The 24438-nt window shown below is 67.5% G+C and carries 24 protein-coding genes; 4 read left to right on the forward strand and 20 right to left on the reverse strand.

Features of this window, described 5'->3' with window-relative positions; translation table 11 throughout:
- Nucleotides 1-4: 4 nt before the first annotated feature.
- Complete coding sequence (locus tag R2K23_RS18090; RefSeq protein WP_316511492.1) at nucleotides 5-2356, reverse strand: arylsulfatase; 2352 nt, start codon at nucleotides 2354-2356, stop codon at nucleotides 5-7.
- A 196-nt stretch (nucleotides 2357-2552) separates the two neighbouring features.
- Between R2K23_RS18090 and R2K23_RS18095 the strand changes: the two genes are divergently transcribed.
- Nucleotides 2553-3614, forward strand: a complete 1062-nt coding sequence (locus R2K23_RS18095) for an NAD(P)H-dependent amine dehydrogenase family protein (protein WP_316511493.1) — start codon at nucleotides 2553-2555, stop codon at nucleotides 3612-3614.
- Here R2K23_RS18095 and R2K23_RS18100 read toward each other — a convergent pair.
- The 17 genes from R2K23_RS18100 to rpsJ form a co-directional block, all read right to left on the reverse strand.
- Nucleotides 3611-5287, reverse strand: a complete 1677-nt coding sequence (locus tag R2K23_RS18100; protein WP_316511495.1) for an ArnT family glycosyltransferase — start codon at nucleotides 5285-5287, stop codon at nucleotides 3611-3613. The genes R2K23_RS18095 and R2K23_RS18100 overlap by 4 nt on opposite strands.
- A complete protein-coding gene (locus R2K23_RS18105; RefSeq protein WP_316511496.1) occupies nucleotides 5288-6730 on the reverse strand; it encodes a glycosyltransferase in 1443 nt (480 codons plus the stop codon).
- Complete coding sequence (locus R2K23_RS18110; protein ID WP_316511497.1) at nucleotides 6727-8259, reverse strand: hypothetical protein; 1533 nt, start codon at nucleotides 8257-8259, stop codon at nucleotides 6727-6729. Before R2K23_RS18110 ends, R2K23_RS18105 begins: the two co-directional genes overlap by 4 nt.
- Complete coding sequence (locus R2K23_RS18115) at nucleotides 8256-10094, reverse strand: hypothetical protein (RefSeq protein ID WP_316511498.1); 1839 nt, start codon at nucleotides 10092-10094, stop codon at nucleotides 8256-8258. Before R2K23_RS18115 ends, R2K23_RS18110 begins: the two co-directional genes overlap by 4 nt.
- 68 nt (nucleotides 10095-10162) lie before the next feature.
- Complete coding sequence (locus R2K23_RS18120) at nucleotides 10163-11263, reverse strand: IS630 family transposase (protein ID WP_316511500.1); 1101 nt, start codon at nucleotides 11261-11263, stop codon at nucleotides 10163-10165.
- A 194-nt stretch (nucleotides 11264-11457) separates the two neighbouring features.
- Nucleotides 11458-12732, reverse strand: a complete 1275-nt coding sequence (locus tag R2K23_RS18125; protein ID WP_465270714.1) for an IS30 family transposase — start codon at nucleotides 12730-12732, stop codon at nucleotides 11458-11460.
- Between the two features lie 375 nt (nucleotides 12733-13107).
- A complete protein-coding gene (gene rpsQ, locus R2K23_RS18130) occupies nucleotides 13108-13413 on the reverse strand; it encodes a 30S ribosomal protein S17 (protein WP_316511502.1) in 306 nt (101 codons plus the stop codon).
- Nucleotides 13413-13646 (reverse strand): 50S ribosomal protein L29, encoded by a 234-nt coding sequence (rpmC, locus tag R2K23_RS18135; protein WP_316511503.1) that lies wholly within the window; start codon nucleotides 13644-13646, stop codon nucleotides 13413-13415. Before rpmC ends, rpsQ begins: the two co-directional genes overlap by 1 nt.
- Nucleotides 13646-14062: a 50S ribosomal protein L16 gene (rplP, locus tag R2K23_RS18140; RefSeq protein WP_316511504.1), complete on the reverse strand. Its 417-nt coding sequence runs from the start codon at nucleotides 14060-14062 to the stop codon at nucleotides 13646-13648. The genes rpmC and rplP overlap by 1 nt, the downstream gene beginning before the upstream one ends.
- A 2-nt stretch (nucleotides 14063-14064) precedes the next feature.
- A complete protein-coding gene (gene rpsC, locus R2K23_RS18145) occupies nucleotides 14065-14898 on the reverse strand; it encodes a 30S ribosomal protein S3 (protein WP_316511505.1) in 834 nt (277 codons plus the stop codon).
- Complete coding sequence (gene rplV, locus R2K23_RS18150) at nucleotides 14898-15410, reverse strand: 50S ribosomal protein L22 (RefSeq protein ID WP_316511506.1); 513 nt, start codon at nucleotides 15408-15410, stop codon at nucleotides 14898-14900. The genes rpsC and rplV overlap by 1 nt, the downstream gene beginning before the upstream one ends.
- On the reverse strand, nucleotides 15407-15688 hold the full coding sequence (gene rpsS / locus R2K23_RS18155; RefSeq protein ID WP_011739061.1) for a 30S ribosomal protein S19: 282 nt from the start codon (nucleotides 15686-15688) through the stop codon (nucleotides 15407-15409). The genes rplV and rpsS overlap by 4 nt, the downstream gene beginning before the upstream one ends.
- A 12-nt stretch (nucleotides 15689-15700) precedes the next feature.
- On the reverse strand, nucleotides 15701-16537 hold the full coding sequence (gene rplB, locus R2K23_RS18160; protein WP_316511511.1) for a 50S ribosomal protein L2: 837 nt from the start codon (nucleotides 16535-16537) through the stop codon (nucleotides 15701-15703).
- 41 nt (nucleotides 16538-16578) lie between these two features.
- A complete protein-coding gene (rplW, locus tag R2K23_RS18165) occupies nucleotides 16579-16881 on the reverse strand; it encodes a 50S ribosomal protein L23 (protein ID WP_316511512.1) in 303 nt (100 codons plus the stop codon).
- Nucleotides 16881-17552, reverse strand: a complete 672-nt coding sequence (gene rplD, locus R2K23_RS18170) for a 50S ribosomal protein L4 (protein WP_316511513.1) — start codon at nucleotides 17550-17552, stop codon at nucleotides 16881-16883. The genes rplW and rplD overlap by 1 nt, the downstream gene beginning before the upstream one ends.
- Before the next feature lie 2 nt (nucleotides 17553-17554).
- Complete coding sequence (gene rplC, locus R2K23_RS18175) at nucleotides 17555-18208, reverse strand: 50S ribosomal protein L3 (RefSeq protein ID WP_316511514.1); 654 nt, start codon at nucleotides 18206-18208, stop codon at nucleotides 17555-17557.
- 14 nt (nucleotides 18209-18222) lie between these two features.
- The gene (gene rpsJ, locus R2K23_RS18180) at nucleotides 18223-18528 is read right to left on the reverse strand and encodes a 30S ribosomal protein S10 (RefSeq protein WP_003883485.1); all 306 of its coding nucleotides are present in this window, start codon (nucleotides 18526-18528) and stop codon (nucleotides 18223-18225) included.
- A 391-nt stretch (nucleotides 18529-18919) separates the two neighbouring features.
- Between rpsJ and R2K23_RS18185 the strand changes: the two genes are divergently transcribed.
- Entirely contained in the window at nucleotides 18920-19420 is a 501-nt protein-coding gene (locus tag R2K23_RS18185) for a hotdog fold domain-containing protein (protein WP_316511515.1), read from the forward strand.
- Here the strand turns inward: R2K23_RS18185 and R2K23_RS18190 are convergent.
- Nucleotides 19417-21009 (reverse strand): carboxylesterase/lipase family protein, encoded by a 1593-nt coding sequence (locus R2K23_RS18190; protein WP_396892304.1) that lies wholly within the window; start codon nucleotides 21007-21009, stop codon nucleotides 19417-19419. The two genes, R2K23_RS18185 and R2K23_RS18190, sit on opposite strands and share 4 nt — an antisense overlap.
- A 129-nt stretch (nucleotides 21010-21138) precedes the next feature.
- Here R2K23_RS18190 and R2K23_RS18195 point away from each other — a divergent pair, with 129 nt between their 5' ends.
- Together R2K23_RS18195 and R2K23_RS18200 are read left to right on the forward strand one after the other, a co-directional pair.
- Nucleotides 21139-22404, forward strand: a complete 1266-nt coding sequence (locus R2K23_RS18195; protein ID WP_316511518.1) for a cytochrome P450 — start codon at nucleotides 21139-21141, stop codon at nucleotides 22402-22404.
- Nucleotides 22405-22502: 98 nt separating this feature from the next.
- Nucleotides 22503-23738 carry a cytochrome P450 gene (locus R2K23_RS18200; protein WP_316517376.1) on the forward strand — a complete coding sequence of 412 codons (1236 nt, stop codon included), beginning with the start codon at nucleotides 22503-22505 and terminating at the stop codon, nucleotides 23736-23738.
- Here R2K23_RS18200 and R2K23_RS18205 read toward each other — a convergent pair.
- Nucleotides 23716-24411: a TetR/AcrR family transcriptional regulator gene (locus R2K23_RS18205; protein ID WP_316511519.1), complete on the reverse strand. Its 696-nt coding sequence runs from the start codon at nucleotides 24409-24411 to the stop codon at nucleotides 23716-23718. The genes R2K23_RS18200 and R2K23_RS18205 overlap by 23 nt on opposite strands.
- Nucleotides 24412-24438 lie beyond the last annotated feature (27 nt).

The following is a 24438-nucleotide window of genomic DNA, read 5'->3' on the forward strand; positions in this document are numbered from 1 at the left end:
GTCCTCAGTCCTTTGCGAACGCGGTGGCGATTTCGGTCTCGATGCCGACGTACGGCGCACCGGAGACGTCGACGACGGCCTTGGCGATGGTGCCGCCGGTGAACGGGAACGGCGCCACGTAGGCCGCCGACACGGCGTGCCCGGCGTTGCGACCGACCGCCACGCCGCCGCCGGCCAGGCCGAAGGTGCCGGGGTGGGCCCGCACGTCGGCGCGGGTGGCGACGACGGCGTCGTCGACGTACAGCGAGACCGTCCCCAGCGGGGTGTGGCTGCCCTCGACCGTGCCGGTCCGTTCGTAACGCACCCCGAACACATGGTCGCCGACCGTGACCACGCCGGGCGCGACGACGCTCTGCTCGTCCTCGCCCATGAAGTTGTAGACGTAGCGCAACTCCCCGCCGGTCAGGTAGAGCACGTGGCCGCCGTGGCCGGCGCCCTGCTTGAACAGCACGCCCTCGGCCCCGGCGTCGGCGACCGACACCTCGACCAACACGGAGAACGTCTGCCCCCGGAGCTCGACGCCCGCCCCGGGCCCGACCTCGGCGGTGCCCGGGTAGTACGTGAAGCGCTGCCGCTCCCCGACCAGATACGGCCGGGTGCGCGCCAAGGTGTCGAAGATGTTCAGGTCGCCCAACGGCAACCCGTTGTACTTGGCCGCCTCGCTGAACCACAGCTGCTTGAGTTGCTCCAGGCGCTCAGGGTGTTCACCGGCGAGGTCGCGGCTCTGGCTGCGGTCCGATTCGATGTGGTACAGCTCCCAGCGGTCGGCGTCGAAGTGTCCCCAGCCGGCCGGGGCGGCGGCGTGCACCGTGTTGGCGAACCACCCCTTGTGCCAGATGCCGCGGGTGCCCAGCATCGTGTAGAACTGCGTGTCCTTGCCGGTCGGAAACTCGGGATCCTTCAACATCGCCGCGAAACTCACCCCGTCCAGCGGCTTTTGCGGAATGCCCCGCACCGTTGCGGGCGGGGTGATGTCCAGCAGCTCGAACACCGTCGGGGTGACGTCGCAGACGTTCACGTAGACGTCGCGGATCTCCCCTTGCGCGGCAATCCCTTTCGGCCACGAGATGATGGCCGGGTCGGCGATGCCACCCTCATGGGAGGCGTAGCGTTTGTAGAGTTTGTAGGGCGTGTTGAACGCCATCGCCCAGCCGATCGGATAGTGGCCGTAGGTGGTCGGCGAACCGAGTTCGTCGTAGTAGCGCAGACTTTCCTCGACGGTGTCGATGTAGCCGTTGAAGAACTTGACCTCGTTGACCGAACCGTCCGGGCCACCCTCGCCGGAGGCGCCGTTGTCGGAGATCACCACGATCAGCGTGTTGTCCAGCTGCCCCGAGTCCTCCAGGTAGTCCAGCAGGCGACCGACCTGATGGTCGGTGTAGCTCAGGAATCCGGCGAAAACCTCGGCCATCCGGCAGAACAACCGTTTCTCGTCGTCGTCCAACGAGTCCCACGGCCGGACGGTGTCCTGTTGCGGCCAGGGCTCGCCCCCGGGCCCGGTGACATCCGCGTACGGGTTCAGGGGTGAGAGCTCGGTGCCGGGCGGCACCAGGCCCATGCGCTGCTGGTTCTCCAGCACGATCTCGCGATAGCGCTCGTAGCCCATGTCGAAACGACCCCGATAGTGGTCGGCCCACTCGGCGAACACGTGGTGGGGGGCGTGGCCCGCACCCGGACACAGGTAGGAGAACCACGGTTTGTCGGGGGCGACCACCTTGGCGTCGCGGATGAACTCGATGGCCTTGTCGGCGAGGTCCTTCGACAGGTGGTAACCGTCCTCCGGGCGCGCCGGCGGGGCCACCGGATGGTTGTCGTAAACCAGATCCGGGTACCACTGATCGGTCTCCCCGCCCAGGAAGCCGTAGAAGCGCTCGAAGCCCCGGCCCAACGGCCAATGCCGCTTGCTGGCCGCAAGATTGGACTCCTCCAGCGGAGTCAGGTGCCACTTTCCGACGCAGTAGGTGTTCCAGCCGCGCTCGGCGAGCACCTCGGACAGCAGCGCGGTCTCGGCGGGAATCCGTCCGCTGCAATTGGGGAACCCGTCGGTGAACTCCGCGACGGTCGCCATCCCCACCGTGGTGGGATTGCGTCCGGTGAGCAGGGCCGCCCGCGTCGGCGAGCACAGCGCCGTGGTGTGGAACTGCGAAAGCCGCACGCCCCGTTCGGCGATGCGAGCCATGTTCGGCATCTCGACGAGCCCACCGAAGCAATCCCACGTCGCGATGCCGACGTCGTCCCACACCAGGTAGAGCACATTGGGCGCACCCTCGGGCGCCGTCGGCGCCGCGAACGGAGTCCAGTCGGGCTCGGAGTCGCGGATGTCCAGTTCGATCCTGCCGTTGAATTCAGCGACCATTGGCGTCCCCCAACCCTCGATGACCACCCGAACCTGTTGCGGACATTACTCGGTGGCGGCCGGGATCTGAGCCGAATCCCACGCACGGGAGCGATCTGCCCGGAGGCGGGTGCGGAGTTGTTGACTCCGGTCAGTGTTGCCGCTAGAAACGTCACCATCGGGTGCGCTGGGCGCCGGAGGGATTCAGGGGTGGTCGATGCCGCAACAGCGTTACCGCGTGATCCAGTGGATGACAGGCGATGTCGGTCAGGTCGGCCTGCGACACTTTGCCGACAATCCGGTCTTCGATCTGGTCGGCGTGCTGGTCCACGACCCGGAAAAGGTCGGCAAGGACGCCGGCGACATCGTCGGGATCGAACCGACCGGCGTCGTCACCACCGATGACGTCGAGGCCATGATCGCCCTCGACGCCGACTGTGTGTTCTACACCCCGGTGATCATGGACGTCGACACCGTCTGTCGGTTGCTGCGCTCGGGCAAGAACGTCGTCACCACGAGCGGATTCTTCCATCCCGCACCGGATTTTCGCGCCGACGGCGACCGGATCCGCGCGGCCTGCCGGGACGGACAGAGTTCGTTTCACGCCGGCGGAATCCACCCGGGCTATGCCGGGGACATCCTGCCGCTGACCCTGGCCCGGCTGGCGAACCGGATCGACCGGGTCGTCGTGTACGAAGTGGTCAATGTGCTGTCCGATGCGCCGTTGGACCACATCGACTGGATGGGCTTCGGCAAGGAAAAGGACGCGTTCCTCGGTGCACCAACGCTTTTGGGTCTCGGCGTGCCGTTCTTCGCCCAGTCGATGCACATGGTCGCCGAGGGTCTCGGCCACACCATCGACGAGGTGACCGCGGAACTCGAGGTCGCGACCGCGGCCGCCGAGATCCCACATCAGCTGGGCAGCATCGCCCCCGGCACCGTCGCCGCGCAGCACCACGTCTGGACCGGCTGGTCTCAGGGCCGCCCCCTGGTGGTGTTCCACGCGATCTACACCACCGGCGGGCCCGAGAACCTCGACCCGCCGTGGGACTGGGGTAAGACCCGCTACCGGATAGTGATCGAGGGTGTTCCCGCCACCGAACTCACGCTCGCCGGCGTCGACGGGCCGGACGGCACCCTGAACCATCCGGGTTACACCTGGACCGCGATGTCCGTCGTCAACGCCATCCCGCAGGTGTGCGACGCCTCGCCGGGCTGGCTGACCCACTTCGACCTCGGTCTGCTGTCCCCGCGCGGACTGGTTCGACAGCGCCCCTAGCTCGGCGGCGGTTCGAGGACCCGGTACAGCCGCCAATCCGGCAGGCTGTCACCGTCGTTGGGGATCTCGAGTTCCAGGGTGGCGATCTCGGCGCCGGTCTCATACAGCGTCGGGTAACGCAGGTTCAGGGCGTCCGAGACGCCGCGTCCCTCGGGCGGCACCGCCAGGAGGTACTTGATGCCACCGAGCGAGGGATCGTTGAGCAGCGCGGTGAAGTCCGGATCCGACGGGATGACGAACATCTTCGGTTTCTTCGAGGCGGCCAGCACCGCGAAACCGAACACGGTGTCGGTGATCACCGAGCTGTCCGGAAGGTCCAGTCGCTCCAGGTGTTCGGCGATCCTGCGCTCGGTCGAGAAACTCGCCGCGATGCGCCGCTCGATCGCCCCGCGCGGCGTGACATCGGTGGCGTCGCGCGCCACCACCGCCGCCAGGCCGTACTCCTGCGGGGCGTAGTCGGGCAGCGTCATCCCCCAGGCGGTGGTCGGCACGCCGATCGCCAACAACAGCGCCACACCCACGTAGGGCGCACGGGTTCGCGGGACCGGCTCGACGGGTGCCGGCGGCGGCGCGTGCCGCCCGGGCCGCTTGGCCGCCACCAAGACGCCGTCGGGCACCGCCAACATCGCCAGGCACGCGGCCAACGGCACCGCGATGACGTAGAACCGCAGAAACGGGAACGTCGAGCCGGCGGCGTAGCTCAGCGTCTGAAAAGCCAGGGCCGCACCGTATATGGCCAACGGCACCAGCAGCACCTGCCAGTTGGGCCGGCCCCATCGGCGCACCACGGCCCACCCCGCGATCGGCACCAGCGTGGGCGCCAGGAGCGAGATGCAGACGACCGCGAACGCCAACCCCGCGCCGAACGTCGTCGACTCCTGACCCGACTGCGCCAGGATCGCGGTGTTGCCGTACTGCGAGGTGAACTGCGCGAAGCCCTCGCCGGTGATGAGCCAACTGACACCCACCCAGCCGACGAACGCCACGGTGCCGGGCCCGCTGGCCATCACGACATCGAGCAGCGCGCGCCGCAACCGCGGCGGGGTCCGCGCCCGTCGATACGTGGCGACGCCCACCAGCAGACCCGCCGCGGCGATGCACGCCACCGCGTCATAGCGGGTCAGGTAGGCCAGTCCCATCGCGATACCGCCGGCGACGATCAGGTGGTGCACATCGTCGTCGACCATCCACCGGATCAACCGTCGCACCGCCCACGTCATGAAGAAGATGAACGGCGCTTCGCTCATCCCGTTCGCGCCGTAGAGCACGATCATCGGGTTGAGCGCAAAGATCGCGGTGATCGCCAGCGCGTAGCCGCGCGGCAACCCCCGGTCCAGGCCGATCCCGAGGATCTGGACGACCGCCCCGGCCATGAACACCGACGACATCAGGGTGCCCGAGAACGCCCGTTCACCGATCACCGGCCACAGCGGGCTCAGCGCCTGCATCGGCAACTGCGCCAGCGCGGTCAAGGGCGTGAAGATGAAGCCGATGGCCGCCAGATGCGGATCCCGGCTGAACAGCACCGATTGCGCGGCGGTGACCCGCGCCAGCGTGTCGCCGTAGATGAAGCCGTGCCGCACCTGCAGCCAGTAGCCGACCGCGACGTAGCCGGCGGCGGAGAAGAGGAACACCAGGAGCAGCAACCGCCGCCGGGACAGTCCGCGCAGCACCTATCCGACCTCCTTCGGGCCCCCGGCCTCGGCGGGTTTGTCGGCCAGCCCGTGAAAGGTCTTCTCCCAGTAGGACGGGTTGCGGATCATCTGGTAGCAGCCCTTGGCCGCCGCCACGCTCATCATCACCCAGAACAGCGGCACCGTGAGCGCGGCGGTCAGCAGGTCGGCGCGGTCGTCCTCCCGTAGCGCGATCAGATTCATGTAGAGCGTCGCGGCGTTGCCGAGCACCAGCGCGATCAAGGCGGGAAAGTAGATGTACCAAGGGAATACCGCCTCGACCACCGCGGGTTGGCCGAGAAACCACAATACCGTGATCAACCAGAACGCCAGGTTGAGCACCGCGATGACCGGGGTGCCCGCCAGCACCAGGTTGAACCGCACGAAGCCGCGCAACCCCAGGGTGCGCAACAACCGGACGGGGCGGCGGATGTGCACCAACCACGTCTGCAGATAGCCCTTGTACCAGCGCGAGCGCTGCCGGACCCAGTTGATCGGATCGCTGTTGGCCTCCTCGAGTGTGTACGAGTCGATCACGGCCGTGCGGTAGCCGTGCGCCGCGATCCGCAGCCCCAGGTCGGCGTCCTCGGTGACGTTGAACGGATCCCAGGCCCCGATGTCCTCGAGGACGTCGCGGCGCAGGTGATTCGACGTGCCGCCCAGCGGGATGGGCGAGGTCGAGCCCATCATCCCCGGCAGCAGGTAGCCGAACCACAGGCCGTACTCCGCGGTGAACCAGGCGGTCAGCAGATTCTGATGACCGTTGTGGTACAACAGCTTTGCCTGCACACAGACGACATTGTCGGGCAGCCGCCCGAAGGCGGCGACCACCCGGCGCAGCTGCAGCGGCTCGGGCAGGTCCTCGGCGTCGTAGATCGTCACGATCTCACCGGTGGCGAAATGCAGCCCGTAGTTGCACGCCTTGGGTTTGGTCCTTGGCTCGGCCGGCGGCACCAAGACAATGGTGATCGCGTCGGATTCGGCGCACTCGCGCGCCGCCTCGATCGTGACGTCGTCGTCGGCTTCCAGCAGCAGCAACACCTGCAGCTTGTCGCGGGGATAGTCGAGCGCGGCCATCGCCCCGATCAGGTCGCCGACGACCTCCGGTTCGTTGTAGGCCGGTACCAGGATCGTGTAGGGCGGCAGTTCCTCGTCCGGGATCGCCCGCGCCTCCTCGTCGGTGACGACGATGGGTCTCGACCGCAGGCCCTGCCGGAAGATCAGCAGCCGGTCCCCCATCGTGAGCAGGTAACCCAGCGTGCTCAGGCCGATCAGGGCGACCGCGGTCCGCATCGGCTGCCAGAGCGCGCACACGACGAGCAAGATCAACAGCAACCACAAGACGATGCGCTGCCAGCCGACGACGGCGACCGACGCCGAGCGCAGCGGATCGCTTTCCCGCAGACCGTTGATCGCGCGGTGCAGGCGCTCATCGGTGCTCACCGGTGCCCCTGGACCGATTCGAACTGGGCGGCGACCAAGCCGCGGCCGAACTCGGTGAGCAGTTCGGCGTCCTTGAACGTCGGGGTGCGCTCGTCGAGCACCGCGTTGCCTCGGAACAGCAGCGTGAACATGGTCCGCAACGTCGACACCATGGTGGTGGTCGGCTCGGGGAAGGGCGCGTCGGGATCGTGATTGTCGACGGCGAAAACCGTGATGCGCTGCGCGATCTCGTCGGTACCCCACGCGAACCGCAGCGAATTCCAGGTGATCAGGAGGTTGTCGTCGACAACCGACAGCAGCTGGCCGGTCACGCCGTGGCCCAGGTCGACACCTCGGGCCTCGCTGATCCGGGCATGCGTCATGTCGTAGATGACCCGCCCCGGATAGGTGTCGAAGGTGATCGGGCGCCGGCTGACGATGCTGTCGACGACGACGGTGCGGGGGCGGGCGTGCTTGTCGAACCGCGGGTCGCCGTCCTCGGCGGTCATCCGCTGCCGCAACAGCACCGCGTCCTCGGCGTAGAACCGGCTCATCCCCTCGTAGGTGTGCTGATCGGTGACCTGCCAACCCGGTGCGGGCGTCAGCGGGCGACCGGAGACCAGGGCTCCGGGAGCGGAGTGGGTGATGACGGTGGCGTTCGCGTCGGGCGGCAGCGGGATCGTGGCCAGCACGATCGCGACGAGCACCACGAATGGGACCGGGAGCCACACCTGGTCGGCCGCAAGGGGTTCCACCTTGCGGCTGAAGACCAGCTTGGGCTGACCGCGCCTGGACTGCAGATACATGAAGATGCCGACCGCCGCGATGGCGGTCAGCACCGGGATCTCCTGATACACCAGCATCGGCGCGTCTTCGAAGAACAGCGCGATGATCAGCAGCACCGTGAAGCCGACCAACCAGGCGTACAGCGAGCCGATGACGCCGCGCCGGACGGTGGTGCGGACCGCGACGCCGGTCGCCACCGCGGCGATGATCATCGCCGAGGCCCCGGCGGCGAACTTACCGCCGCCGAGGAACACGACCGACAGATAGTAGGGCAGCGGGAACACCATGAACAGCAGCGCCCAGACGTGGCGGAAGCGCATGACCGGTCGCAATCCGAACAGCACGATCGCCGAGGAAAGCACGAACAGCCACATCGCCACCAGGTCGAGGCGCAGTAGATAGAAGTACAGGGAAAAGCGCTGGAGCAGCACGGCTTTGATGAGCAGCGCCAGCACCAGGCCCATGGTTCCGACGATGATGTCGGTTTGGCGATCATGGATGGGCAATTCGGTGCGGTTGCGCCGAGCCACCCCCACCGCGGCCAGCGCGGCCGCTCCGGGAACCACCCAGATGTAGCCGCCCACGCTGCCGACCGAGGCGACGTGGGCGGCGCTGAGCACGCTGTCCCAGAAGGCCACCGTGGCGCAACCCAGGATCAGCACCCAGCGGGCCGCGATGCGGTACGGCGGCGGCAATGCGAGGTAGCGCTCCAGCAGCGATGGCGACCGCGCGGCGGGCGCGCCCTGTTCGGCGGTGGCGGTCAACCTTGCCCCGCACGCCGGATGCGTCGGTGGATCAAGAACCCGGCGGTGCCGGCCACCAGCGCGGCCACGACCGCGGCGAGGCCCCACTGCAACGCCGAACGTTCCTCGGTGGGGGCCGGTTCGGCGACGGCGTCCACGTCGGTGCGCACCAGCACCGGATCCGCGCCGGGAGCGGCGATCAGCGCCGCCCCGTCCAGCGAAGCCCAGCGCCGGACGTCCTCGCCCAGCCAGTCGAGCAACGCGTCGAGTTGGTCGGGCGCGTCGTTGGAGGTCGCGACGAGCAGGCTGCGTCGGCCGTCGTAGAGCGTCTGCAGCGCGCCGAAGCGCAGCCCCGGATCCACCGTGAGCGTGCTGGTGGCTCCCGAGTCCCCGGCGCCCTCGACGGTGAACTGGCCGCCCGCACCGGCGTCGACCGGCAACCTGACCCGGTCGTCGGCCCAACCGGTGGCGCTGACGATGACCGCGGGACCGCCCTGGGTGACGGCGTCGGCGACGGGCATCACCGCCGTGTCGATCGGCAGGGCGGCCAGGCGCTGCAGCCCCGCCAGCACCGCCACCGCACGCCGGGTGTCGTCGAAGCTGCCGTCGATACCGACCGCGGTGCGCGGCATCAGGGCCTGCGGCATGGACTGGAACCCGGCGGGCACCGGCGGTGCCGCGGGACTGCTGAGCACCGGGCTGTCGCCGTCGATGGTGAGGTTCAACGGCTGGAATTCCCCACAGCGCCCGGTGTTTCCGCTGATGTCGAGTTGCAGGCCGAGGGTCGTGTAGCGCTGCAACAGACGGTCCGGCACGTCGACCCAGCGGTCGATGCCACCGGAACCGGTGGCCGGCCACCGGTCGACGGCCTCCCCGGAGACCGACGCCACCAGCTGCCCGCCGATGCCCGCGGGCAGCGGAGTGTGCGCGCCGCGCAGATGCACCCGGACATGGTGGGCCGAACGACCCAGCCGGGTCTGATCCAGCGCGATGGCGACCTGGGGCGACAATGCGGTGGCGTTGACGCCCGGCTGGCCGAGCCGACGCATCGTCGTTTCGTCCCCCGGCAGCTGCGGCGTCGAACTCAGCGGGCCGGCAACGGCTTTCGAGGACAGCGCCAGCCGACCGAGGTCGCTGGTGAGCAGCCGGCTCTGGTTCTCCAACTCCTCGGGCGGACCGGAGATGAGCAGGGCCGGAACGCCCGCGCCGGACACCAGTGCGACGCCGGCCTCGGTCGCCTCGGTGATGGCCACCCGCCGGTGCAGCGGTGCCGCCGGTTCCTCGTCGGGCAGCCGGCCGTCGGTCAGCCTGGCCACCTCGATGCGTGGGGCCTGACTGCCGTAGTGTGCCGCGACCGACGTCGCCACCCGCACCGCGGCGGCCGATTCCGCCTGCGAGGGTTGCTCATCGATGAAGATCGTGAGCCCGCGCAGCACCGGCGGCAGGAAATCCGTGACGGCGGTCGGCGGCTGCTCCACGCCGTCGAAGGCCACCACCCCCTCGGAGAGCCGGAGCGGATTGCTGGGGTCCACGCAGTAGCCGTCGGAGGGCAACAGGTAACTGCGCAGGGTGACGTTGACCGCGTTGTCCACGACCCGCGCGCCCGCCAACGGCAGCACGATCGGGACGCGTTCTCCCGGCGGCACTTCGACGCGGCCGAGCGTGCGATCCTCCTGTGACACCGTGATCGTCGCGCTCCGCACATTGACGGGCAGTTGCGTATTCGCCGTGAACGTCGCCGGCGTCAGGCCCGCCGGGACCGGGATGTCCAGGGACTCGGTGCCCTGTGTTCCGTAAAAGGCCAGATTGTTCGGGGTGCCCAGTTCGGCCAACGGCAGCGCCGGAGCGATGGACACCCCGGCTTCCTCGGGAGGTTGGCTTCTTGCCGCCGGCGCAGCCAGCAAAGAAATCAGTGAGACTGCGGCTAGTGCTCCGTCTGTGAATTGAGGTGGTTAAGTGTTTCGCGTCCGCGGCGGACTTTGGTGATGATGTCTTCTGCGGTGGCTTTCCAGATGAATGGCGTGGGGTTGGCGTTCCAGTGGGCGGCCCAGGTGGTGATCGCCTCGGTGAGATCGGCGACGCTGGTGAATACTCCGCGACGCAGTCGTTTGTCGGTGAGCTCTTTGAACCAGCGTTCGATGAGATTGAGCCAGGAACTCGAGGTCGGAGTGGGGTGCAGGTGCCAGCGGCGACGGTCCTTGTGCGCCAGCCACTTCTTGATCTCCGGAGTCGAGTGCGCCGAGAGGTTGTCAAGCACGACATGCACGGCCAGTCCGCGGGGCACAGAGGCGTCGATCTGTTTGAAGAACCGCAGTACATCGGCGCCGGTGTGGCCTTTGCGCAGATCGGTGAGCACCTCACCGGTGGCAACGTTCATCGCCGCGAACAGGTCGATGGTGCCGTGGCGTTTGTAGTCGTGGGTCATGGTGCCGGCTCGGCCGGGTTTCATCGGCAGCGAGGGTTGGGTCCGGTCCAGCGCTTGACATTGAGTCTTCTCATCGAAGGAAAACACCACCGCACGGGCTGGCGGATTCATGTACAGCCCAACAACATCGACGAGTTTCTCCTCGAAATGCGGATCGTTGCTGACCTTGAAGGTCTTCACCTTCCAAGGTTGGAGATTGTGGTCAGCCCAGATCTTGGCCACGGAGTCTTTTCCGACCCCAACCCGGGCGGCCATGGTGCGGGTGGACCACTGCGTCGATCCGTCTGCGGGCAGTTCTTCACGGGTCAGACGCAGCACTTCGGCGACCGTACCCGCTGGCAGACTGGGCTTGCGGCCGCGACCTTTGGCGATCTTGCCCACACCGGCGATGCCTTCTTCGGAGAATCGAGAACGCCAGCGTCGCACCGCATCCGAGTCCACCCCACAGCGCCGCCCGATCTCATCGTTGGCGATCCCGTCACAGGCCCACAGCAGGCCCCGAGCTTGGATCACCGCCCGGTGCGGCAACGACGTCGAGGCCGCCATCCGCTCCAGCTCAACTCGCTGTTCAACCGTCGCCGTCAACGCCGCAGCCACCATCCACCGAGTCTACCAACAAATGACCAGACTATTTCAACGACACACCACTAGCAACCGTGCAGAGGTTGCGACACGTCGGTTCATCGCAGGTCAGGGTAGCCGCAGTGATGGCCATGCAAACCAGCTTTGGCGGAACGAGCGAAAACCCCCGCCGCCGGAAGGGCGGTTTCTAGGGGTCGCCGCAACACTGCTGGTTATTGAGCCTGTAGTAGATCACGCAAGCGCTCGGCTGGGGTATCCCAGCCGAGCGTTTTGCGTGGGCGGCCGTTGAGTTGCTGGGCGACGTGTTCGAGGTCCTCAGGCCCATAGATGCTGAGGTCGGTACCTTTGGGAAAGTACTGACGAAGCAGGCCGTTGGTGTTTTCGTTGGTGCCGCGCTGCCAGGGACTGGCCGGATCACAGAAGTACACGGCCATGTCGGTGGCCATCGAGAACCCCTTGTGCCCGGCCATCTCGGCGCCCTGGTCCCAGGTCAACGATCCCCGCAGATGCTCTGGCAGGGTCGTCATGGTGGCGATCAGCCCGTCACGAACCGTTTCGGCATCATGGCCCCCGGGCAGGTGCACCAGCATGGTGTAGCGGGTGGTGCGTTCCACCAGAGTGCCGATCGCGGTCTTGTTGAGTTCACCCATGATGAGGTCGCCTTCCCAGTGCCCGGGCACCGCGCGATCCTCGATATCGGGCCGGTCGGCGATCATGAGCATCGGATCAACGAACCGCTGGTAACGCTCACCGGGCTTACGGTTCGGTTTACGGCACGTGCGGCCACTTCGCAGTGACTGGGCCACTTCCTTTTTCAGTCCACCGCGCGCCTGGAAGTAGAGGGATTGATAAATCGTTTCGTGGCTCACCCGCATGCTCTCGTCGTCCGGAAAATCCTTGACCAGACGATGCGAAATCTCTTCCGGGGACCACCGCTTGGCCAGCCCCTCTTCGACCTCTTTACGCAGCCTCTGATTGGTGACCAGTTTGGACTGCTTGGGCCGGGACCGTGCCGCCGCAGCCGCCGCATCGGCTTGATATGGCAGGTAGAGGCCCTCGACACGGTGCGCAGCGACCTCGCGGGACACCGTCGACTTATTCCGACCGAGCTTGTCGGCGATCACGGTGTAGCTCAGGCCGGCGGTCAGGCCGTCGGCGATGACCAGCCGATCGGCGAGCTGCAAATACCTACTGGCGGATGCCTGTCCAGATGCAGGACGCTGTTCGGCAGCAGTGGATTTCACCGGTTGTATGTACCGCGTCCCGCTGGCGTAATCGACGACCGTGCCATCGGAATACACCCGCGTGTTGCCAACCTTGCGGATACCGGCACGCCAATCCCGGGCGGTGCGCACATTGACCCCGGCCTCTCGGGCGGCCCGCGCCGACGACCAGCCCTCCTCGAGCAGTTCAAAGAACCGTGCTTTCTCGCAGGTCTTGCCGCGCGTGCGCCGCGCTGGGTCGACCAAGCCCGCCTCCACAAGCATCCGGCGGGCCGTGGAGTGCGCCACTCCGACAGCTTTGGCCGCCGCATTCACCGAGCCAGTTGCTGCAAATACCGCTGCCACCCGCGCAGGATCCACACCGGTGACATCCGGACGCGGCGAGCCCATCGGCCGGCCGGTGGCACTCAAGATGGCATACGCCCGCTGCCGTGACACCCCCAACGACTCCGCCGCTTCCCGCACCGGCACGCCCGCATCGACGAGCTTTGCTAGCTGATCACCAAATTGAACACAGTCCTCCGAAAACGACACGGTCGCCGCAACCTCTCAGATAAGAGAGCGTTGCGACGACCGTGTGAACCCAACAAGGCGTGCGGGGGTTCTACGCGTTGGTGCCGTGCGGCACCGGCGATTTGGCTACTTGGCCTTCTCGAGGACCTCGACCAGGCGCCACCGCTTGGTGGCCGACATCGGGCGGGTCTCCATCAACGAAACGCGGTCGCCGACGCCGGCGTCACCGTTCTCGTCGTGGGCCTTGACCTTGGTCGTGGTCCGGATGATCTTGCCGTAGAGCGGATGGCTCTTGCGAGATTCCAGCTCCACCACGATGGTCTTCTGCATCTTGTCGCTCACCACGTAGCCGATGGCGGTCTTACGACGGCCGCGGGGCTGCTCGGTGCGCGGAGTACGCTTGGGACCCTTCGCTTCTGATACTTCTGCCATTACGAATCCTCACCACCGGGTCCGGCGGCCAGACCCAGTTCACGTTCGCGCAACACCGTGTAGACGCGCGCAATTTCCTGACGCACCGTGCGCAGCCGACGATTGTTGTTGAGCTGCCCGGTCGCGTTCTGGAACCGCAGGTTGAACAGCTCTTCCTTCGATTCGCGCAGGCGTTCGGTCAGCTCGTCGTCGGTGAGCTCGCGCAGTTCGCCAGCGGAAACTCCCACTGCCATCAGAACTGCTCCTCTCGGGTCACGATGCGTGCCTTGATCGGCAACTTGTGGATCGCACGGGTCAGCGCGTCCCGTGCGGTTTTCTCGTCAGGGTAGCTGAGCTCGAACAGCACGCGCCCCGGCTTGACGTTGGCCACCCACCACTCGGGCGAACCCTTACCGGAACCCATGCGGGTCTCGGCGGGCTTCTTGGTCAGCGGGCGGTCCGGGAAGATGTTGATCCAGACCTTGCCGCCGCGCTTGATGTGGCGGTTGATGGCGATACGGGCGGCCTCGATCTGCCGGTTGGTGACGTAGGCGTGCTCGAGAGCCTGAATCCCGTACTCACCGAAGCTGACGGTGGTGCCGCCGCTGGCGAGACCCCGCTGCCGCGGGTGATGTTGCTTGCGGTGCTTGACCCTACGCGGAATCAACATGACTAGCTCTCCGTTGCTTCTGGCTGCGCCGCCGCGGCCCCGGCCGCCGGCGCCTCGGTGGCCACTGGTGCCTCGGACGCGGCGCGTCCGGCATCGGTGCTCGTCGCGGTGGTGCCCGAGGCCCCGCTGCGGCGCGGCCGGCTACCCGACGGACGCTCGCGGCGCGGACGGTCGCCGGCCGGAGCCGACACGGGCAGCTCACGCTTGCCACCGACGACGTCACCCTTGTAGATCCACACCTTCACACCGATCCGGCCGAAGGTGGTGCGGGCCTCGTAGAGGCCGTAGTCGATGTCGGCCCGCAACGTGTGCAGCGGGACGCGACCCTCGCGGTAGAACTCCGAGCGGCTCATCTCGGCGCCGCCGAGGCGGCCCGAGCACTGCACCCGGATTCCCTTGACGTTGGGCTGGCGCATGGCCGACTGGATCGCCTTGCGCATCGCGCGGCGGAACGCCACGCGGTTGCTCAGCTGCTCGGCGACACCCTGGGCCACCAACTGCGCGACCGACTCGGGGTTCTTGACCTCGAGGATGTTGAGCTGAACCTGCTTGCCGGTCAGCTTCTCCAGGTCGCCGCGGATGCGGTCGGCCTCGGTGCCGCGCCGGCCGATGACGATGCCCGGACGGGCGGTGTGGATGTCGACCCGCACCCGGTCCCGGGTCCGTTCGATCTCCACATCGGCGATGCCGGCGCGCTCCAGGCCGGTGGCCAGCAGCTTGCGGATCGCGACGTCTTCCTTGACGTAGTCCGCGTACTGCTTGTCGGCATACCAGCGGGACTTCCAATCGGTGGTGATGCCGAGCCGGAAGCCGTGGGGGTTGATCTTCTGGCCCACTACTGCGAGCCTCCCTTCGCTTCGTCAGAAGCCTCGGTCGTAGCGGTGGTCTCGGCCGGCTTCGTGGTCTTCTTCGCGCCGGCGGCCTTGCTGCCCTGCGCCCGCCGTGACCGCGCGGCGCTGGCCGAGGTCCCGGCGTTCTTCTTGTTGTCCGGGCGGCTCTCGACGATCACCGTGATGTGGCTGGTGCGCTTGCGGATCCGGAAGGCGCGGCCCTGGGCGCGCGGCCGGATGCGCTTGGCGGTCGGGCCCTCGTCGGCGTGGATGGTTGCGACGACCAGCGTCGCGGGGTCCAGACCGTCGTTGTTCTGCGCATTGGCGGCGGCGCTGGCGATCACCTTGGCGACCGGCTCGCTGGCGGCCTGCGGCGCCCACCGCAGGATGTCGAGCGCCTCGGTGACGGACTTGCCGCGCACCAGGTCGATCACCCGACGTGCCTTGGTCGGCGAGACCCGCACGAAGCGCGCCTTGGCCGTCGCGGATGGGTATTCAGTAACTGCTGCAGTGCTCATCGCCGCTTACTCTTCCGGTCGTCCTTGATGTGACCCTTGAAGGTCCGCGTCGGGGCGAACTCGCCGAGCTTGTGCCCGACCATCGATTCGGTGACGAACACCGGCACATGCTTGCGGCCGTCGTGGACGGCGAAGGTGTGTCCGATGAAGTCGGGGATGATGGTCGACCGACGGGACCAGGTCTTGATGACCTGCTTGGTGTTCTTCTCGTTCTGGACGTCGACCTTCTTCAGGAGATGGTCGTCGACGAACGGGCCCTTCTTCAGGCTGCGTGGCATCGCTATGTACTCCTAGCGCTTCTTGCCGGTGCGCCGGCGTCGGACGATGAGCTTGTCGCTCGGCTTGTTGGGCTTGCGGGTGCGGCCCTCGGGCTGGCCCCATGGGCTCACCGGGTGACGGCCACCGGAGGTCTTGCCTTCACCACCACCGTGCGGGTGGTCGACCGGGTTCATCACGACACCGCGGACCGAGGGGCGCTTGCCCTTCCAGCGCATCCGGCCGGCCTTGCCCCAGTTGATGTTCGCCTGTTCGGCGTTGCCCACCTCACCGATGGTGGCGCGGCAGCGCACATCGACGCGGCGGATCTCGCCGGACGGCATCCGCAGCGACGCGTAGGTGCCTTCCTTGCCGAGCAACTGGATGCTGACGCCGGCCGAGCGGGCCAGCTTCGCGCCGCCGCCGGGCCGCAGTTCCACGGCGTGGATCACGGTACCGGCGGGGATGTTGCGCAGCGGCAGGTTGTTGCCCGGCTTGATGTCGGCGTTGGCGCCCGACTCGATGACGTCGCCCTGCTTGATCCCGTCCGGCGCGATGATGTACCGCTTGGTCCCGTCCAGGAAGTGCAGCAGCGCGATGTTCGCGGTGCGGTTGGGGTCGTACTCGATGTGGGCGACCTTGGCGTTGACGCCGTCCTTGTCGTGGCGACGGAAATCGATCACGCGGTAGGCGCGCTTGTGGCCACCGCCCTTGTGCCGGGTGGTGATCCGGCCGTGCGCGTTACGCCCGCCCTTGCCGTGCAGCGGACGAACCAGCGACTTCTCCGGATGGTCGCGAGTGATCTCGGCGAAATCGGAGACGCTGGCACCGCGGCGACCGGGGGTCGTCGGCTTGTACTTGCGAATTGCCATGTCTGCTAAGTCTTTCTGGGTCTCTGCGTCCTAGCCGGCGGTCAGGCCGGGGCTCCGAACAGGTCAATCGGCTTGCTGCCGGCGGCCAGCGTCACGATCGCGCGCTTGGTGCTCTTGCGCTGGCCGTAGCCGGTGCGGGTGCGCTTGCGCTTGCCCTGCCGGTTGGCGGTGTTCACCGAGTCGACCTTGACCTTGAAGATCTTTTCGATGGCGATCTTGATCTGCGTCTTGTTCGAGTCCGGGTGCACCACGAAGGTGTACACGTTGTCCTCGATCAGACCGTAGGACTTCTCGGAGATGACCGGGGCGAGGATGATGTCGCGGGGGTCAGTCACGTTTGCCATCAGGCCGACACCTCTTCTTTCTCGGTCCTCGAGTTGGCCTCGATGAAGCTGTTCAGCGCCTCCACCGAGAACACCAGGTCGTCGGCGTTGAGCACGTCGTAGGTGTTCAGCTGATCCGGCGCGACCACGTGCACGCCAGGCAGATTGCTCACGCTCTTGGCGCCCACCTGGTCGGTCCGGCCGAGCACGACCAGCACCTTGTTCTTCCCGGTCGTCCGGTCGGCCAGAAGCGACTCCAGGAACGTCCGCGCGCTCTTGGTCGACGGGGTCTGACCGCTCACCAGCTCGGTGATGGCATGGATGCGCTGGTTGCGGGCCCGGTCCGAGAGCGCTCCGCGCAGGGCGGCGGCGATCATCTTCTTCGGGGTCCGCTGGCTGTAGTCGCGCGGCTTGGGGCCGTGCACGACGCCACCGCCGGTGAACTGCGGCGAGCGGGTCGAACCCTGCCGGGCGCGACCGGTGCCCTTCTGCCGGTACGGCTTCTTGCCACCGCCGCGGACCTCGCCGCGGGTCTTGGTGGAGTGCGTACCCTGCCGCGCGGCCGCCAGCTGCGCGATGACCACCTGGTGCATCAGCGCGATGTTCGGCTCGACGTCGAACAGGGCAGCCGGGAGTTCCACCGTGCCGTCCTTCTTGCCGCCGGGGGCAAGTACGTCAATTGTGAACGCCATGTCTACTTCTCACCTCGTTTGATCGCGGTGCGAACCATGACCAGACCGCCGTTGCGTCCCGGGATGGCGCCCTTGATCAGCAGGACGCCGTTCTCGGCGTCGACCTTGTGCACCTTCAGGTTCTGCGTGGTGACGTTGTCGTTGCCCATCCGGCCCGACATGCGAGTGCCCTTGAAGACTCGGCCCGGGGTGGCGCAGCCACCGATCGAACCGGGCCGGCGGTGCACGGCCTGGGTGCCGTGGCTTGCGCCCTGGCCGGCGAAGCCGTGCCGCTTCATGGTGCCTGCGAAGCCCTTGCCCTTGCTGGTGCCGGTCACGTCGACATAGGCGCCGTCCGCGAAGATCTCGGCGGTCAGCTCCTGCCCCACCTCGTATTCGGCGGCGGCGGTCTCGTCGTCGAGACGGAGCTCGGCGAGGTGCCGGCGCGGGTTGACCCCGGCGGCGGCGTACTGCCCGGTGACGGGCTTGTTGACCTTGCGCGGGCTGATCTCGCCGTAGGCGAGCTGCACGGCGCTGTACCCGTCGCGCTCCGGGGTGCGGATGCGCGTCACAACGTTGGGACCAGCCTTGACGACCGTGACGGGAACGACCTTGTTGTTCTCGTCGAACACCTGCGTCATGCCCAGCTTGGTGCCCAGAATGCCTTTTCTAGCCATCTTCTTCTGGTCTCCTACTGGATGTTCACGTCGACACTGGCCGGCAGATCGATGCGCATGAGAGCGTCAACGGTCTTGGGCGTCGGGTCGAGGATGTCGATCAACCGCTTGTGCGTCCGCATCTCGAAGTGCTCCCGCGAGTCCTTGTACTTATGCGGGGACCGGATGACGCAGTACACGTTCTTCTCGGTGGGCAGCGGCACCGGGCCGACCACGCTGGCACCGGTACGGGTGACCGTTTCCACGATCTTGCGCGCCGAGGCGTCAATAGCCTCGTGGTCGTAGGCCTTGAGCCTGATGCGGATCTTCTGTCCCGCCACGCTTCTCCTACCTCACTGTCATGACCGGACCCGTCGTCGGGAACCCGGTCGAGCTCAAACTGTGGTGCTCGAACGCTGATCGCGCTCTTGTGCCGCCGCTGTTTACCTGTCTCTGGTTCACCGGCCCCCGCGGTCGGGCGTGTCGCCCTTCGCAGCCTCGATCGCGCTGAGTTTTCTCGCCGCGATCGAAGATGGGACCGGACGCGCCCGTGCGGGCGCTGGTCGTCCGCCCGGAGCCAGTCCTGGCTCAGGGCAACCCGAATAGTATGCCTGAAGATCCCATGTCATCCAAATTGCTGGCCCGACCAGGAAACGGGTTCCGATCCGCCCCGGCGCGGGCGGGCGATCAGCGACATTCCGAGCCGATCTTACTCTCGGGTAAGGTGTGGCCATGACACCGGGCAGCGCCGAGGACACCGGCACTTATCGGAATTGGCGGCGCCTTGCGCGGTGGCCCGGCGGCACGCGGCTGTTCTCCGCGGCCGCGATGCTGCGGGTCCCCTATTTCGCCTCGGTGCTGCCGCACGTCGAGCGGATGGAACCCGGCCTGGCCCAGGTGTCCGTCCCGAAGTGGTTCCTGGTCCACAACCATCTGCACACCGTGCACGCCATCGCCTCCTGCAACGCCGCCGAGGTCGCGATGGGCATGCTCATGGAGGCCACCGTGCCCCGCACCCACCGCTGGATCCCCAAGGGGATGACGGTGGCGTATCTGGGGGCGGCCACGAGTTCCCTGCGGGCCACCGCCCGTCTGGAACCACCGGACTTCGCCACGATCACCGAAGGTGCCGACGTCGTGGTCGCCGTCAGCATCACCGACCGCACCGGCACTGAGGTGGTGCGCGCCGACATCACCACCTGGGTGACGCCGGCCGGAGGGCGCGGCGACTAGGGCCGCAACCCCGCCCAGAACGCGCAGTGGTGCTCGTCGTCGAAGGTGGTCGTGACGCGACTGCCGCCGGTCTGCAACGACATTCGCGGATCGGCGCCGTCGCGCACCGCCGGCCAGGGCTGGGCGCCGGGGCCGACGGGCGAGCCGGTGCGGACGAACTCGCTCCAGAAATCAAGCATCTCCCGCGACAATTCGCGCTGGGCGGGATCCAGCGACGGCGCCCCGCCGACGTCGAACAGATAGCGCAACTCCAATGAGTGGCTGGCGCCCACGGGGAACGGCACGGTGCGCAACGGGTCGGGGGCCGGGGCGGTGCGGTCGCTGAATTCGTAGGCGTAGACCGGCGCCGACTCGGACAGCTCGGCGGCCATCCGGTCGGCCACGCAGGCGAACATCCCGTCGGTGACGGCCGCCGAATACGCCAGGGCGACGTTGCCGCCGAACTCCTCGGGCGGATAGCGCGCCGCGACCGCCGCGGAGTCGGCCCCGAAGATCTCGGCCAACTGCTCCGGATACGCCTGCGCCGTCGGCACCTTCCCGGTGTGCAGATAGTGCAGCGCGGTGAAGAAGGTGAACTCGTCGCGCGTCGTCCCGATCAACACCGGCACCCGGGCCGCGGCCGCGGTGCCCGCCGCCTCGACCGGAGCGACCGGTAGTGCCGCGGTGCCCAGCACCGGGCCGCTGAGTCCGGCGGCGCCAATCCACGCGTACCGCGGCGACCCCTTCAACGCGGCAGGCGGCAGCGACCGCAGACAGTCCGCCGCCGACTCGGGGTCGGCGCAGCCGACCGTGCGGGCGTAGTCGATGCTGGCCGCGCGCGCCGCGGGCAGTTCGGGCTGCTGCTGACACGGACCGCTCTGGATGATCGCGGCGCGGAACAACCCGGCCGACTCGGGCGCGACGAGGTGATCGCAGACCGACACGGCTCCGGCGGACTCCCCCGCGATGGTCACCTTGTCCGGGTCGCCGCCGAATTGCGCGATGTTGTCGCGCACCCAGCGCAGCGCGGCCTGCTGGTCGGCCAGCCCGTAGTTGCCGTCGCCGATCCCCGGGTGGGCGAGGAAGCCCAGCGCACCCAGCCGGTAGTTCAGTGTCACCACGACGATGTCGCCCCGGGTGACCAACCACGCGGCGTCGTACTGGTCGCCGCTGCCGTTGGCGAACCCGCCGCCGTGGATCCACACCATGACGGGCCGGGCGGCGGCGCCTTGCGGCGTCCAGACGTTCAGCGACAGGCAGTCCTCGGAGTAGTCCTGGCCGGTACCGGGGTCCAGCGCCACGTCCTGGATGCATCGGGGGCCGGGACTGCTCGCGTCCCGCATGCCGTCCCAGGGCGCCGGCGGACTCGGCGGCTGCCAGCGCAGCGGGCCCACCGGGGCCGCGGCGTACGGAATGCCCTCGAACAGAACGTATCCCGGGGCCACCTGACCGCGCACCTCGCCGGCGGTGGTGTCGGCGACGCCCGCATCGAGGCCGGGCGCCGGGGGCGTCGCGACGATGTTGTCATCGACAGCGTCGGCCCCGGCGCTGCAGCCCGCCAGCACGAGCGCCGCGGACAACGCCAGCGCGCCCAGACATCGCAACGGCACGAGAATTCACCCTACGGCAGTGGACGAAAGTCCCCAGTTTGAAAATCCTCTTCCCCGATCGCGAACCATCGGCCACACTGGCACCTGACACCCGTCAAGTTTTTCTGCACGGACCGCGAGGAGCGCGAATTGACCAGCTCGACCACCGCCCGCCAAGCCAGCGAACAAGGGCGGGTCCTGGCCGACCCCAACGCCTACGCCGACAACGATCGCCTCCATGAGGCACTGACGTGGCTGCGGGCCAACGAGCCGGTCGCCTGGGTGGACAACCCGCCGTACCGGCCGTTCTGGGGCATCACCAAGCACTCCGACATCATGGACATCGAACGCGACAACGAGCTGTGGATCAGCGAGCCGCGCCCGCTGTTGCTGCCGGCCGAGACCGAGGACGCCGTCAAACGCGACCAGGACGCCGGCGTCGGGCTGCGCACGCTGATCCACATGGACGACCCGCACCACCGCGACGTGCGCAAGATCGGCGCCGACTGGTTCCGCCCCAAGGCGATGCGCGATCTCAAGGTCCGCGTCGACGAACTGGCCAAGCGCTACGTCGACCGGATGGTCGAGATCGGCCCCGAATGCGACTTCGTCACCGACATCGCGATCAACTATCCGCTGTACGTGATCCTGTCGCTGCTCGGCCTGCCCGAGGAAGACTTCCCGCGGATGCTCAAGCTCACCCAGGAGATGTTCGGCGGCGAGGACGACGAACATCAGCGCGGCGAGGGCACCACGGAGGACATCCTGGCCGTGCTGCTGGACTTCTTCACCTACTTCAACAAGGTGACCGAGTCCCGACGCGCCAACCCGACCAACGACCTCGCGTCGGCGATCGCCAACGGCACCATCAACGGCGATCTGATGTCGGACATGGACACCGTCTCCTACTACGTGATCGTGGCCAGCGCCGGTCACGACACCACCAAGGACGCCATCTCGGGCGGCCTGGGCGCGCTGATCCAGAATCCCGATCAGTTGGCGCGGCTCAAGAACGACATGTCCCTGATGCCGCTGGCCGTCGAGGAGATGATCCGCTGGTCGACCCCGGTCAAGGAGTTCATGCGCACCGCGACCGCCGACACCGAGGTCCGCGGCGTGCCGATCGCCAAGGGTGAGTCGGTGTACCTGTCCTATGTCTCGGCCAACCGCGACGAGGAGATCTTCGACGAGCCGTTCAAGTTCGACGTCGGCCGCGACCCCAACAACCACCTGTCGTTCGGCTATGGGGTGCACTTCTGCCTGGGCGCCGCGCTCGCCCGGATGGAGATGAACAGCCTGTTCACCGAGCTGATCCCGCGGATCGAGTCGATCGAGTTGGCCGGCGAGCCGGAATACACCAAGACCATCTTCGTCGGCGGGCTCAAGCACCTGCCCATCCGGTACTCGCTGCGCTGAGCGGGTTCGGTGAAAACCGGGGCAGGTGGCACACCGGTCGGCCAGACTGACTGTAAGAACAGTTACGCACAAGGGAGGTTCGGGTGACCGCTCGCACGATGGACGAGGCCGCGAAGGTTTTCGCCGACCCGTCGGCCTATGCCGACGAGGACCGGCTGCACACGGCGATGACCTGGCTGCGGGCCAACAACCCGGTCGCGTGGGTCGATCAGCCGCCGTACCGGCCGTTCTTCGCGGTCACCAAGCACGCCGACATCATGGACATCGAGCGGGCCAACGACCTGTGGCTGTCCGAACCCCGGCCGCTGCTGGCCACCGCCGAGGCCGACGACCTGGCCAAGGCGCAGCTGGAGGCGGGGATGGGCCTGCGCACGCTGATCCACATGGACGACCCGCACCACCGCAAGGTGCGCGCCATCGGCGCGGACTGGTTCCGTCCCAAGGCGATGCGCGCGATGCAGACCCGGGTCGACGAGTTGGCCAAGCACTACGTCGACAAGATGGCCGAGATCGGACCGGAATGCGACTTCGTCACCGAGGTGTCCGTCAACTTCCCGCTGTACGTCATCATGTCGCTGCTGGGTCTGCCCGAGTCGGACTTCCCCCGGATGCTGCAACTGACCCAGGAACTGTTCGGCGGCGATGAGGAGGAGTACCAGCGCGGCACCACGCCCGAGGAGAAGCTCCAGACGTTGATGGACTTCTTCGCCTACTTCAACAAGCTGACCCAGGACCGGCGGGCCAATCCCACCGACGATCTGGCGTCGGCGATCGCCAACGGACGGGTCGACGGCGAGCTGCTCTCCGACGTCGACTGCCTGTCCTACTACGTGATCGTCGCCAGCGCGGGGCACGACACCACCAGCCACGCCATCTCCGGTGGGCTACGGGCGCTGATCGAGAACCCGGATCAGCTGGCGCGCCTCGGTGACGACATGAGCCTGATGCCGCTGGCGGTCGAGGAGATGATCCGCTGGACCACCCCGGTCAAGGAGTTCATGCGGACCGCGGCGGCCGACACCGAGGTCCGCGGCGTACCGATCAAGGAGGGCGAATCCGTCTACCTCGCTTACCTTTCGGCGAACCGGGACGAGGAGGTCTTCGACGACCCGTTCAGCTTCGACGTGGGGCGGGACCCCAACAAGCATCTGGCGTTCGGCTACGGCGTGCACTTCTGCCTGGGCGCCGCGCTGGCCCGGATGGAGATCAACAGCTTCTTCAGCGCGTTGATCCCGCGGCTGACCTCCATCGAGCTGGCCGGTAAGCCGGAGCTGACCTCCACCGTCTTCGTCGGCGGGCTCAAGCACCTGCCTATTCGGTACTCGCTGCGCTGACCGGCCTGCCGTAGACGTGCAGGAAGCCGTCGACTGCCGCGCGCACACACTCGCGGTAGTCGGCGTCGGCCAGCGTGGAGAGCTTGGTCGTCACCAGCGGACCGAGTAACAACGCCATCGCGGTGGCCCGGTCGAACTCGACGAGTTCGGCCGCGGCCTGCGGGCTGTCGAAGATGGCGTCGAACGGTGCCGCGTACTGCTGCGCGATGCGCTCCCGCAGGGTGCGCACCTCGTCGCTGTCGGAATTGTCCGCGGAGCCGGCCGACCGGTCCTCCTGGGCGGCCGGCATGTGCTCCAGATCCCGGCCCAACGCCAGCCAGTTCATCGCGGTCAGCAGTGCCGGCGCTTCGGCGATGTGGTCGGCCCACGCCTCCATGAGCGCCCGCAGCCGATCCCGCAGCTCGCCGTCCTCGGGCGGCATCGGGGCGGGCGGGATCAGGCTCTGGAACGCCGCCGCCAGCAGGTCGTTACCGCTGGGAAAATGCCGGTAGAGGGTGGCTCGGGCGACATTGGCGCCGCGTAGCACCGCGTCGACGGTGACCGCGCTGGGACCGCCGGTCCGCAGCAGCGCGGTCGCCGCTTCCAATAGCCGCGCCCGGGAACGAGCGGGCCGTGGATCGGTGCGACCGGTGCCGTTCGTGCCTTCGTCTTTTTCCAGCAAAGTGTTCACCACGCTACAAGACTGTTAGTCTCGAAACTT

It is taken from the genome of Mycolicibacterium sp. MU0050 (assembly GCF_963378085.1).
In the GTDB taxonomy this organism is placed as follows: domain Bacteria; phylum Actinomycetota; class Actinomycetes; order Mycobacteriales; family Mycobacteriaceae; genus Mycobacterium; species Mycobacterium wendilense.